This window comes from Nonomuraea sp. K271 (assembly GCF_009908215.1).
Classification (GTDB): domain Bacteria; phylum Actinomycetota; class Actinomycetes; order Streptosporangiales; family Streptosporangiaceae; genus Nonomuraea; species Nonomuraea longispora.
In genome coordinates, this window is record NZ_JAAAHR010000003.1 from 85830 (window position 1) to 97044 (window position 11215).

Below are 11215 nucleotides of genomic sequence, written 5' to 3' on the forward strand. Positions count from 1 at the left end.
CCTCGGGGTGGGCGGCCCTTCGTCTTGTCGCGCGGACACAGAAACGCCCCCGCCGCTCGGGGGCAACGGCGGGGACGCTCACTTGTCTGTCGTCCGGCGGGAGAGGTTTGTTACACGATCCGGCGCAGCCAATTGCCGAGCAGCCGGTGGCCGTGCTCCGACAACACGGACTCGGGATGGAACTGGATGCCTTCGACGGGCGCCCGGCGGTGGCGCAGGCCCATGATGACGCCGTCGCGGGTGCGGGCGGTCACGTCGAGCACGTCGGGCACCGTGCCGGGCAGCACGGCGAGCGAGTGGTAGCGGGTCATCCGCACGGGAGAGGGCAGCGTCTCGAACACGCCCTCGCCGTCGTGGACGACGGCGCTGGTCTGCCCGTGGAAGAGGTCGGGAGCGCGGGCCACGGTGGCGCCGTGGGCGATGGCGATGGCCTGGTGGCCGAGGCAGACGCCGAGCAGCGGCAGCTTGCGCACGACCGCGTGGCGGACCAGAGGGACGCTCACACCAGCCGCCTCTGGCGTGCCGGGCCCGGGGCTGACGAGCACGCCGTCGAAGCCGTCGGCGTCGCTCACGGCCACGTCGTCACGCGACCGCACGTCGCAGTCGGCCCCCAGCTCGCGCAGGTATTGAACGATGGTGTGGACGAAGCTGTCGTGGTTGTCCACCACCAGCACACGGATCATTTCCTGACGGTCACCTCGTCCAGCGTCACCACGGGCTCGAAGAGCGGGAACACCACCCACCAGAGTACGGCCACGGCCGCGGCGACCAGCGCCAGGGCCGTCAGCACCCTGGTGCGCGTGGTGCCGGGCAGCTTGCGCCAGAGCCAGGCGTACATGTCACTCCTCTCGAGGTTCGCTCTCCTTGAGCACGCCGTACACGATGAGGCGCTCGGCGGCCGAGTACTCGGGGTGGCACGTGGTCAGGGTGATGAAGGCGCGTACGGGGCGGATGCCGGGTTTGCCGGGCACGGGGGCGAGCACGTCCACCTCGTCGGGCCGCACGATGTCCTGGGAGGTGACGCGGTAGGTGTAGCGGGCTTCGCGGGTCTCCACGACGATCTCGTCGTCGCGTTCGAGCTCGTCGATCTCGTTGAAGGGGGCCGCGTACGTCGTGCGGTGTCCCGACAACACGAAGTTGCCGACCTGGCCGGGAAGGGCGCTGTCGGGGTAGTGGCCAGGGCCGCGTTTCAGGTGGGCGGTGCCGACGCCCTCGACGATGGCGTACTCGTAGTCGCGGCCCAGCGCGGGGATGCGCAGCACGGCGAGGGCCTCGCCGGGCCTGACCGCACTCAGGCGCTCCCGTGCCGCCCTGTCGGCCGCCAGCTCGCTCTGGAGCAGCAGTTGCTGCTGCTGGGTGTAGGCGCCGGTGCCCCAGAGGAGGTAGGCGCAGAACAGCATGAGGATGAGGCCCGCGGTGATGCTCGTCTCCCCCACGGCCCGGAGCATGGCCCGCATGCGATCAGGGTATTCCTGGACGATGCGGGCTCCGGGGATCGCCATGTCATGCGCGTGGCGACTATCCTTGGCACGCTCGCACTACCGCGCTTGAACTACGCTTACCGAAAGGCCTGTGGACGATCCGGAAGCCCAGGCCCTCAGCAGGAGTTACCCAGTGCCCAAGTCGAAGGCTCGCAAGAAGGCGGTTTACACCCCGCCGCAGAGGTCCCAGCAGGTCAAGGTCAGCCCCCGCTGGCTGGCGCCCACCATGGTCACGGCGTGGATCGTCGGCATCCTGTGGATCGCCGTTTATTACGTCGCGCCGCAGACCCCCTTCATCGGCGACCTCCAGAACTGGAATCTGCTGATCGGGTTTGTTTTCATCATCTTCGGTGTGGTGCTTTCCACCCGCTGGCGTTAGTTCTTTCCACAGTCTTTTCCACAGCCTGGGGAAGCTCAGCTCATGGCCAGGATGGCCGACACCCTGACCACTATGAGCACCGCCAGCAGGATCAGCGCTCCGCCGATCGCCAGCACCTGCCACAGGGTCCTGTTGTTCTTGGGGGCGTAGGCCAGCGCCCCCGCCAGCAGCGCGCCCGTGATCAGCCCGCCGATGTGTCCTGTCCAGCTGATGTTGGGAAAGACGAAGGTGATCACCAGGTTGATCACGATGAGCACGGCGATGCCGCGCACGTCCATGCTGAGCTTGCGGCCCACCACGAACACCGCTCCGAACAGGCCGAAGATGGCTCCGGACGCGCCGACCGTGGGCTGGTTGATCGGGTCGACCCAGAGGCCGAGCGCCGAGCCGCCGAGCGCGCTGATCAGATAGATGGCGACGAAGCGTGCGTGCCCGAAGGCGCGCTCCAGGTAGGGGCCGATGACATAGAGCGCCCAGCAGTTGAACAGGATGTGGAACACGCCGCTGTGCACGAACGCGGCGGTGATCAGCCGGTGATATTCGTCGAGCAGGGCGACGCCTGCGGGCCACATGGCCAGTTCACCGGTGATCGCGCCGCCGGCGACGTATTGCACGCCGAAGACCACGACGTTGACGACCAGGATCGTGTACGTCACGATCGGCGTGCGTACGATGCCGCCGCCGAAGGTGGATCTGGCCTGGCGGATGCCCTTGTTGCCCTCGGCCACGCATTCGGGGCACTGGAAGCCGACCGCCGCGTCACGCATGCAGTCGGGGCAGATGGGACGCTCGCACCGCTGGCAGCGTACCCAGGTCTCCTTGTCGGGGTGCCGGTAGCAGGTGGGCACCGCCTCAGCGGGCTGCTCGGGCTGCGGGGGCGGGCTCGGCGGCTGGCTGGTCATGACCGAAGCCTAAGGCTTGCGCGGGGATGCCGCGTGACCGCGAGCGCCCGCGCTCCGGCGAGGCCGCCGCCGATCGGACGGCCTCGACGCGCCGGAGCGTGCTGGTGCGCGGAGGTCAGGCAGGAACGCGGTCGATGGTGACCGACTCCAGCACGACGTCCTCCACGGGGCGGTCGTTGCCGTCGGTGCGGGTCTTCGCGATGGCGTCGACCACCTCCCGGCCCTCGACGACCTCGCCGAAGATGGTGTGCTTGCCGTTGAGGTGCCGCAGCGGCGCCTGGACCGTGACGAAGAACTGCGAGCCGTTGGTGCCCTTGCCGAAGCGGATGCCCGCGTTGGCCATGGCCAGCAGATAGGGGCGGTCGAAGAGCAGCTCGGGGTGGATCTCGTCGTCGAAGTCGTAGCCGGGGCCGCCGACGCCCTGGCCCAGGGGGTCACCGCCCTGGATCATGAAGCCCGGGATCACCCGGTGGAAGATCGTGCCGTCGTAGAAGCGGCCGGTGCTCTTCTCGCCGGTGCCCGGGTGGGTCCACTCGCGCGTGCCCTCCGCGAGCTCGACGAAGTTTCGCACCGTCTTCGGGGCCTTGTTGGGAAAGAGCTCTATTTTGACGGTGCCGTGATTGGTGTTCAGGTTAGCGATCAGCTTCTCAGCCACGAGACAGCTGCCTCCCTCTATGTACAGGGTCGGTTTGTCATGTTCTCAGGGCTGAGGCCGTACGGCCCAGCCCGGGCCATCCTCCCACGGACGGCCATGATTGAGCCCTCTTGTCCAGGGAAGGTCAGGCTCGGGCACCCAACGACAGGGGAGGTTGTCGTGTCCCTGACAATGAGAAAACGCCGCGTGGTCATGGAGGTTCCCGCCACGTGGATGGGCCGGATGAAGGCCCAGGCCGTAAGAACCGGCCACCGTATGGCGCCGATGGCGGACCAGGCCAAAGTGGTCACCGCCCGGCGCATCGAGGACGCCCGCTACTGGGCGGCGCCGCGGCTGGAGTCCGCGGCACACGGTGTCGAGGAACAACTCGCCCCCAAGGTCAGCCACATGCTGACCACGGCGGCCAGGAGGATCGATCCCAAGCCCGAACGGTCGCGGCGGTGGCCGATGCTCATGCTGCTGACCGGCCTTACGGTGGGGTCGATCGGCTACATGTTCTACCGCCGCAACGCCCAGCAGTGGACCGAGCACATGAAGGACTCCGCTAGCGATGCGTCACGCTGGGTCAATGAGAATGCGAGCACAGCCGCGGAGTCGGCGGACCGGATGGCCGCGAAGGCCTCCGACAAGGCGGACGAGGCATCTCGCGAGATGTCCTGAGTTCGCTGGGAAGCGCGCCCCCTGTCGACAGGGGGCGCGCTTCCGTTGTGCGAGGTTCCCCCGTCAGTGGTGCGACCTGGTCACTCGGCCTTCTTGCACTCGATCTTGACGGTCTTGTGCGGCCCCTCGCCGGCCCTGACCATGATCCCGTCGGCCGGTAGGGCGGGCTTCCACGTGTCGGCGTCGGCGCGCACGCCGCGGCGCGCCTCGCCCTCGGAAAGCTTCACGCCCTTCGCAGGTGCCTGAATCTCCACCGTCTCCCTGTGCTCGGGCTTGACCGGGGCCGTCACCTCGGCAGGCTTGGCCCGCTCGACCCTGGCCGTCGCGCGGTCAGGGGCGGTCGGCTTGGCGCCCTCGGCGGGCATGGCCCTGACCACCTCGATGGTCTTGCCGTCACTCGTCTTGCAGATCACCTTGGTGCCCGCGGTGAGATCCGCGAAGCTGGAGGGCTCGTCGGCCATGGCCGAGCCGGCCAGACCCGTGACGGCCAGGCCGGCGACCGCGGCGAGCACCGCGAGACGTCGCTTGATCATGGTTCTCCTCACTCGAGGTTCGATGGAACGCATCCGAGAGTGCTCGCGTGTACCTGAAGCGATGCTGAAGGGACCCGAAACGATCTTCAGGTTGGCTTTAGGTGCACTGCGGCACTCTGGTGCCTGTGCGAGTGTTACTGGTGGAGGACGAGGAGCGGCTGGCCGACCTGGTGAAGGGCGGCCTGGCCGGTGAGGGCTTCGCGGTGGACGTGGCGCACGACGGGCGCGACGGGCTCTGGATGGCCACCGAGAACACGTACGACGTGATCGTGCTCGACGTGATGCTGCCCAGGATGAACGGCTACGCCGTCTGCTCCAAGCTGCGCGAGGCGGGCGACTGGACGCCGATCATGATGCTCACCGCCAAGGACGGCATCTACGACGAGGCCGAGGCGCTCGACAACGGCGCCGACGACTACCTCGCCAAGCCGTTCTCCTACGTGGTGCTGCTGGCCAGGCTGCGCGCGCTGGTACGGCGGGGCGGGCGGGAGCGGCCCGTGTCGATCAGCGTGGGCGACCTGGTCATCGACCCGGCCGGGCTGCGCTGCCACCGGGGAGAGGCGGAGATCTCTTTGACGCCGAAGGAGTTCGCGGTGCTGCACGCGCTGGCGCGGCGGGCCGGCGAGGTGGTGTCCAAGAGCGAACTGCTGGCCCAGGCGTGGGACTTCACCTACGACGGCGACCCGAACATCGTCGAGGTCTACATCAGCGCTCTGCGCCGCAAGATCGACGTGCCGTTCGGCCGGACGACACTCATGACGGTACGCGGGGCCGGATACCGGTTGGAGGCGGCATGAGAAGGCTGAGGCTCCCGATCCCGGTGCCGTCGTTCCGAGGGTTGTCGTTCCCGGGACTGCCATCCTCGCGTTCGCCGTCCACAGGGCCGACGTCCACAGGGCGGCAGGGTTCGAGGCGGTCGGCTTCGGGGTTGTCGTCCGTACGGCTGCGGGCGACCGCGGCGGCGACGCTCGTGGTGGCGCTCGCGCTCGGCGCCGTCGCCCTGGGGCTGGTGGCGATGCTGCGGGGCAGCCTGGAGCGCAGTGCCGACGCCGCGGCGGTCCGGAAGGCCGTGGAGGCGGTGCCGTACGCGCAGACCTTGTCCGTCGTGCCGGCGGAGGAGGGCGAGTTCCGCCCCGCGCGGAAGGCGGAGCCGCTTGAGATACAGCGGGCGCCCGCGAAGGGCGCGAGGGAGCTGATCTACACCGACGACGGCGCGATGGCCGGGATCGCCGACCCTGACGTCCTGGTGACCAGGGCGAAGGTCGCTCCCGCCCCGACCGTCGACTGGGCCGAGCCCGGCCAGTACGCCATCGCAGGCGTCGAGGTGCGCACCGAAGCCGGCCCTGCGATGTTGTGGTCCCGGGTCAGCCTGGCGAGCGCCGAGGACGCCCTGAACACGCTGTACGCCACGCTGCTGCCCGGCGTGCCCGCCGTGCTGGTCGTGGTGGCGGGGATGACGTGGTTCTCGGTGGGCCGCGCGCTGGCTCCCGTGGCCGCGGTCAGGGCGAAGGTGGCCGACATCACGGCGCGAGATTTGCACCAGCGGGTGCCTGTCCCCCCTTCCAAGGACGAGATCGCCGCGCTGGCCACCACGGTGAACGCGACGCTCGACCGGCTGGAGACGGCGGTCGGCACGCACAAGAGGTTCGTCGCCGACGCGGCGCACGAGCTGCGCAGCCCGATCGCCACCCTGCGCGCCCGGCTGGAGCTGGCCGAGCGGAGCGAGCTCACCAAGGAGGCGCTGGCCGACGTGGAACGCCTGCAGTCGCTGGCCGCCGACCTGCTGATGCTGGCCAAGCTGGACGCGGGTGAGCCGCCGCGTACGGCGGAGCTGGATCTGGGGCAGGTGGCGGCGGAGGAGTCGCTGCGGGCGATGCGGCGGCCCGACGTGCGGGTGGAGCTCGACGTCGAGCCCGACGTGGTGATGAAGGGCTCACGCGCGCATCTCGACCGTCTGGTGACCAACCTGGTCGACAACGCCGTCCGGCACGCGGCCTCGACCGTGCGGGTGGGGGTCCGCGTGGAGGGCGAGCAGGCGGTGCTGGAGGTGGCCGACGATGGGCCCGGCATTCCGCCGGAGCACCGGGAGGCGGTTTTCGACCGGTTCACCCGGCTGGACGAGGCCCGCGCCCGTGACGCGGGCGGGGCCGGGCTGGGGCTTTCGATCGCTCGCGACATCGCCGCCCTGCACGACGGCACCCTGGTGTACGAAGATGCCGGATTTATCGCGAAATTTCCCCGGACTCCTGGCTAGCCGCGGGAAGAGAGCGGAGGTAACTGGTGCAGCGTCTCGTGACGGCGAAGCCCGACCCGGTGTAGACGCTGACCGCACCGGTGGGGTTGTGGGCGTCGACCCCGAGCCCGGTGCTGGTATAGCCCTGCTGGGCGAAGGCGGACAGGGCGTGGGCGATCAGCGTGCCGGCCACGCCCCTGCCGCGCCACTCCTTCAGCGTGGCGACGATCTGGATCCAGGCCTGGCGCTCACCGGTCAGCGCGTACTTCCGGTCGAAGAAGTGGGTGACCAGCCCGCCCACCGGCCGCTCACCCGCCAGCGCGACGAACGTGGCCTCGGGGACGAAGTTGCGGGAGCCGGTGATCGAGTGCCGCCAGCTCTCGGGGGTGTGCGGCACGCTGCCCCAGTGGTCGCGGAACGCCTCGTTGCGCACGTGGCGCACTCCGTCGTCGAGCTCGGGCGACCAGGTGGCGATCGACACGCCCTCGGGCGGGCGCACCGGGGGCAGGTCGCCGGTCAGGGACCGCTCCATGCGGGCGAAATAGCGCGCGGCCGTGAATCCGGCGCCCTCCGCGAGCGCCCGGGTGCCCGGCAGGTCGTCGTAGACGTCGAACGTGATCTCCACGGGCAGCCCGGGGTAGGGCTTCGCGCTCACCCTGGGCGCCGCGCGCAGGCTCCAGTCGATGACCCGCCGACCGAGCCCCCGCCTCCGGTGGGCCGGGTGCACGCCGCCCCACAGGTGCATCAGGTGCGTCTCCCCGGCGGACTGACGGGCCGGGAGGCAGCCGAAGGCGACGATCCGGTCGCCGTCCCTCGCCGCCAGCGTGCCCTCGGTCAGGTCGAGCAGGCGGGAGCCGAGCCGCTCCGCCACGTCGTCGACGCCGTAGACGGCGCCGGTCATGTCCTCGGCCTCGATGGCGGCCCAGAGTTCGGCCAGGGGCCGGGCGTCCTCCCGTGTCAGCGGTTCCCATTGCATGCTGGAAGCCTAGGTGAGCCTCTTCACGGCTGCCGTACCCGGGTGTTCTGGAACGAGGCGAACCGCCGGTCCTCGGGCGTGCGCACGGCGGTGAGGGTGATGATGGAGGTGCGGCTCGGATCGGCCTGGCCGTCCACGGTCGAGCCCCCGCCCGAGAGCACCAGGGCGACGTCGTCGGACAGCGCCTTGATCAACGGCTGCTCCCCGCCGGACTCGAGCCTGCTCGTACTCGGTCTCGAGCATGAGGAGGCGCGGCGGGCCGGTGATGGAGACGACACCGGCGTGTCGACCCGGGCTCTCTCAGACCGCGTCGAGCTGCATGAAGGCGCGGTCGATTGCCTGCCTGGTCACGTCCTCCGGATAAGGGAAACGCCTGATCAAATCGCGCAGCCCCTCCACGTGGGCCTTCTCGGCCAGCTCGGCCACCAGGGCCAGCTCCTACGCGCTGCGCCAGCGCGTACGCCCGGTCGACCACCGCGCCGTGCCCCGGCACGATCACCGGCTCGGGCATCTCCTCCAGCATCTTCCCCAAGGTCACCGGCCAGTCGAGCGGGTACGAGTCGCTGAACGCCGGAGGTGCCCCCTCCTCCACCAGGTCACCGGCGAACACCACGCCCGCGTCGGGAACCTGTACGACGACGTCGTTGCTGCTGTGCCCGAGCCCGAAATGCCGCAGGTGCACCATGCGGCCGCCGATGTCTAGCCCTGCCGCCGTGCTGAACGTCTGGTCCGGGGGCACGATGGTGAGCTCCTCCAGTTCGTCCCGGAGCTCCGGCGAGCCCTTGATGACGCCGGCCCGCTGCTGATCGCCGTACAGCTCCAGTTCCTCAGCGCACCTGACGTGGCCCCAGATCTCGGCGGGGCGGAAGAGGGCGTTGCCGAAGCAGTGGTCGAAGTGGGAGTGGCTGTTGACCACCGTCCACGGGGCGGGGGTGATCCTCCTGATCGCGTCGATCAGGTCCGCCGCCTCCCGATAGGACGTACGGGTGTCCAGCACCAGGCAGTGCCCGTCACCCACGACCAGACCTACGTTCATGTCGTACGACCGGTGGCGCCGGACGTAGGCCCGGTCCCCCACCTCCTGCCACTGCTCACTCATGCCCACGAACCCTACTTTTAGCATTGGACTCATGGCATATGACTTCCAAGTCGTCATCGACACGGTCGACCCGCATCCCCTCGCCGACTGGTGGGCCGACGCGCTCGGCTGGCAGGTGGAGCCCTCGAATGAGGCGTTCATCCGCGCCATGATCGAGAAGGGTCACGCCACCGAGGACGACACCACCACGCACAACGGCGCGCTGGTGTGGAAGGCGGGCGCGGCCATCAGGCACCCCGACGGGCTCGAACGTGCGCCGCGCGTGCTGTTCCAGCTCGTGCCCGCAGCCAAGACGGTCAAGAACCGTGTGCACCTCGACGTACGCGTGGGGGCCGACAACATCGAGCCGGTCGTCGAGCGGCTGACCGCCAAGGGGGCGAAGGTGCTGCACCGCGGCCGCCAGGGCCCCAACTGGTGGATCACCATCGCCGACCCCGAGGGCAACGAGCTCTGCATCACCTGATCAGCCCCGCAGGTACGCCAGGACCGCCAGCACCCTGCGGTGACCGTCGGCGGCCGGGGGCAGGTCGAGCTTGGCGAAGATGTTGGCGATGTGCTTGGCCACGGCCGCGTCGGTGACGACCAGTTCCTTCGCGATCGAGGCGTTGGAGCGCCCTTCGGCGATCAGGCCGAGCACTTCCTGCTCGCGCGGGGTGAGCCTGCCCAGCGGGTCGCGCCGCCGCCTGAGCAGCTGCCGCACCACCTCCGGGTCGACGACCGTGCCGCCCGCGGCCACCCGGTCCAGCGCGTCGACGAACTCGCGTACGTCGCCGATGCGGTCCTTCAGCAGGTAGCCCACGCTCGCGCCGCCGCCGGACTCGAGCAGTTCGGCGGCGTACGTCTGCTCGACGTACTGGCTGAGCACCAGCACCGCGAGGTCGGGGCGGAGGCGGCGCAGGCGCAGGGCGGCGCGCAGGCCCTCGTCGCTGAAGCCGGGCGGCATGCGCACGTCGGTGACCACGGCGTCGGGGCGGTGCTCGGCGACGGCGGACTCCAGGGCGGGCGCGTCGCCGACCCCCGCGACCACGGTGTGGCCGAACCGTTCGAGCAGCCCGACGAGGCCCTCCCTGAGCAGGACGGCGTCCTCGGCGATCACTATGCGCACGGGATCTCCACTCGTACCAGGGTCGGCCCTCCTGCCGGGCTGGACACCGACAGTCTTCCGTCCACGACGGCCAGCCGGTCGGCCAGGCCGGTCAGTCCCGTCCCCTGTGCCGGGTCGGCGCCGCCCACGCCGTCGTCGCGCACCTCGACGACCAGCGTGCCGCGTTCCGTCCGGCCGGTGACGGCGCCCCTGGTCGCGCGGGCGTGCTTGGCGAGGTTCGTGAGGGCCTCGCTGACGACGTAGTAGGCGGTGACCTCCACAGCGGTGGGCAGCCGTCCGAGCAGCTCGACGTCGACGTCCACCGGCACCGGCGAGCGTCCCGCGACGTCCCGTACGGCCGCGGCCAGGCCCCGGTCGGTGAGCACCTGCGAGTGCACGCCCCTGATCAGCTCGCGCAGCTCGGCGAGCGCCTGCTTGGCCTCGTCGTGGGCCTGTCCGATCAGCCTTCCGGTGGTCGAGTCCTCGGGCAGGTCCAGCCTCGCCAGGCCGAGTGCCATCGACAGGGACACCAGCCGCTGCTGAGCGCCGTCGTGCAGGTCCCGCTCGATCCTGCGGCGTTCCATCTCGAACGCGTCCACCAGCCGGGCGCGGGACCTCAGCACCTCGTTCAGCTCCGGCCCCTGCGGCACGAGGACCGCCCGTGCCATCGCCCCGCGCGCGCCGGCCCAGGCGGTGACCGTGTACGCGGCGACGGGCAGCAGCAGCACGCCCGCCACGCTGACCGCGACCCCGACGGCGGGCATCACGTTCGGCTGGACGGCCGGGGTGAGGATGAGCAGCACCGGGCCCACCACGGTGAACAGCACCATGAGCAGGTCGATCCACCACATCGCGAGCAACGTCAGGACGGCGAGCCCCACCTCACGCCCACGCCGGTCCCGTGTCTCGGGAAGGGGCACGTCGTCGACCAGCCGCAACCTCCGCGGCTCGAACCAGGCGACGGGCAGCACGGCCACCGCCACGACCGCCGCCCCCACGACGAAGCCCTGCGGCGGCTCGATGAGCGCCGCGGCGACGGCGGCCAGCGCGAAGGCCGCGCCGGGGACGGCGCCGCCCATCAGGTACGCCACACTCCGCCAGGGCCATGACGACCCGAGGAAGGGCAGCGGGCGCCTGGTCAGCGCCTCCAGCGCGGTCCTGTTGAGCACCTTACGACCGTAACCAGGGGCGGAGGGCAGGGCGATAGTCCAGG

Annotated in this window: 16 protein-coding genes; 5 read left to right on the forward strand and 11 right to left on the reverse strand. The window is 70.2% G+C overall.

The annotated features are described in order from the left end of the window. Nucleotides 1-110: 110 nt before the first annotated feature. From GUY59_RS01790 to GUY59_RS01795, 3 genes are read right to left on the reverse strand one after another with little or no spacing between them, the layout of a single operon-like run. The gene (locus tag GUY59_RS01790) at nt 111-683 is read right to left on the reverse strand and encodes an anthranilate synthase component II (RefSeq protein ID WP_138201546.1); all 573 of its coding nucleotides are present in this window, start codon (nt 681-683) and stop codon (nt 111-113) included. Then, nucleotides 680-838 carry a hypothetical protein gene (locus GUY59_RS47245; RefSeq protein WP_165959400.1) on the reverse strand — a complete coding sequence of 53 codons (159 nt, stop codon included), beginning with the start codon at nt 836-838 and terminating at the stop codon, nt 680-682. The genes GUY59_RS01790 and GUY59_RS47245 overlap by 4 nt, the downstream gene beginning before the upstream one ends. A 1-nt stretch (nt 839) precedes the next feature. After that, nucleotides 840-1457, reverse strand: a complete 618-nt coding sequence (locus tag GUY59_RS01795) for a class E sortase (protein ID WP_138201545.1) — start codon at nt 1455-1457, stop codon at nt 840-842. 157 nt (nt 1458-1614) lie between these two features. Between GUY59_RS01795 and GUY59_RS01800 the strand changes: the two genes are divergently transcribed. Next, nucleotides 1615-1860, forward strand: coding sequence for a cell division protein CrgA (locus tag GUY59_RS01800; protein ID WP_132328477.1), 246 nt, complete (start codon nt 1615-1617; stop codon nt 1858-1860). A 35-nt stretch (nt 1861-1895) separates the two neighbouring features. Here GUY59_RS01800 and GUY59_RS01805 read toward each other — a convergent pair whose 3' ends face one another. Both GUY59_RS01805 and GUY59_RS01810 read right to left on the reverse strand, forming a co-directional pair. Then, on the reverse strand, nt 1896-2762 hold the full coding sequence (locus GUY59_RS01805) for a rhomboid family intramembrane serine protease (RefSeq protein WP_171055410.1): 867 nt from the start codon (nt 2760-2762) through the stop codon (nt 1896-1898). 115 nt (nt 2763-2877) lie between these two features. After that, nucleotides 2878-3417, reverse strand: a complete 540-nt coding sequence (locus tag GUY59_RS01810; protein ID WP_138201544.1) for a peptidylprolyl isomerase — start codon at nt 3415-3417, stop codon at nt 2878-2880. A 159-nt stretch (nt 3418-3576) separates the two neighbouring features. On the opposite strand from GUY59_RS01810, the gene GUY59_RS01815 reads away from it, so the two are divergent. Further along, nucleotides 3577-4077 (forward strand): YtxH domain-containing protein, encoded by a 501-nt coding sequence (locus GUY59_RS01815; protein WP_138201543.1) that lies wholly within the window; start codon nt 3577-3579, stop codon nt 4075-4077. A gap of 80 nt (nt 4078-4157) precedes the next feature. Here GUY59_RS01815 and GUY59_RS01820 read toward each other — a convergent pair whose 3' ends face one another. Continuing rightward, the gene (locus GUY59_RS01820) at nt 4158-4610 is read right to left on the reverse strand and encodes a hypothetical protein (RefSeq protein WP_138201542.1); all 453 of its coding nucleotides are present in this window, start codon (nt 4608-4610) and stop codon (nt 4158-4160) included. A 125-nt stretch (nt 4611-4735) separates the two neighbouring features. Here GUY59_RS01820 and GUY59_RS01825 point away from each other — a divergent pair, with 125 nt between their 5' ends. Together GUY59_RS01825 and GUY59_RS01830 are read left to right on the forward strand one after the other, a co-directional pair. Further along, nucleotides 4736-5407 (forward strand): response regulator transcription factor, encoded by a 672-nt coding sequence (locus GUY59_RS01825; RefSeq protein ID WP_132328485.1) that lies wholly within the window; start codon nt 4736-4738, stop codon nt 5405-5407. A 131-nt stretch (nt 5408-5538) separates the two neighbouring features. Beyond that, nucleotides 5539-6864 carry a sensor histidine kinase gene (locus tag GUY59_RS01830; RefSeq protein WP_138201541.1) on the forward strand — a complete coding sequence of 442 codons (1326 nt, stop codon included), beginning with the start codon at nt 5539-5541 and terminating at the stop codon, nt 6862-6864. On the opposite strand, the gene GUY59_RS01835 is transcribed toward GUY59_RS01830, so the two are convergent. Genes GUY59_RS01835 through GUY59_RS01845 form a run of 3 tightly spaced genes read right to left on the reverse strand, consistent with a single transcriptional unit; the run spans nt 6833 to nt 8918 of the window. Further along, nucleotides 6833-7819 (reverse strand): GNAT family N-acetyltransferase, encoded by a 987-nt coding sequence (locus GUY59_RS01835; RefSeq protein WP_138201540.1) that lies wholly within the window; start codon nt 7817-7819, stop codon nt 6833-6835. The genes GUY59_RS01830 and GUY59_RS01835 overlap by 32 nt on opposite strands. A 23-nt stretch (nt 7820-7842) precedes the next feature. Continuing rightward, the gene (locus GUY59_RS01840) at nt 7843-8013 is read right to left on the reverse strand and encodes a hypothetical protein (RefSeq protein ID WP_161714339.1); all 171 of its coding nucleotides are present in this window, start codon (nt 8011-8013) and stop codon (nt 7843-7845) included. Continuing rightward, complete coding sequence (locus GUY59_RS01845; RefSeq protein ID WP_161714340.1) at nt 8010-8918, reverse strand: MBL fold metallo-hydrolase; 909 nt, start codon at nt 8916-8918, stop codon at nt 8010-8012. The genes GUY59_RS01840 and GUY59_RS01845 overlap by 4 nt, the downstream gene beginning before the upstream one ends. Before the next feature lie 31 nt (nt 8919-8949). Between GUY59_RS01845 and GUY59_RS01850 the strand changes: the two genes are divergently transcribed. Further along, nucleotides 8950-9381, forward strand: a complete 432-nt coding sequence (locus GUY59_RS01850) for a VOC family protein (protein WP_138201538.1) — start codon at nt 8950-8952, stop codon at nt 9379-9381. Here GUY59_RS01850 and GUY59_RS01855 read toward each other — a convergent pair whose 3' ends face one another. Continuing rightward, entirely contained in the window at nt 9382-10023 is a 642-nt protein-coding gene (locus GUY59_RS01855) for a response regulator transcription factor (protein WP_171055408.1), read from the reverse strand. Further along, nucleotides 10014-11171, reverse strand: a complete 1158-nt coding sequence (locus tag GUY59_RS01860; RefSeq protein WP_252374969.1) for a sensor histidine kinase — start codon at nt 11169-11171, stop codon at nt 10014-10016. Before GUY59_RS01860 ends, GUY59_RS01855 begins: the two co-directional genes overlap by 10 nt. Nucleotides 11172-11215 lie beyond the last annotated feature (44 nt).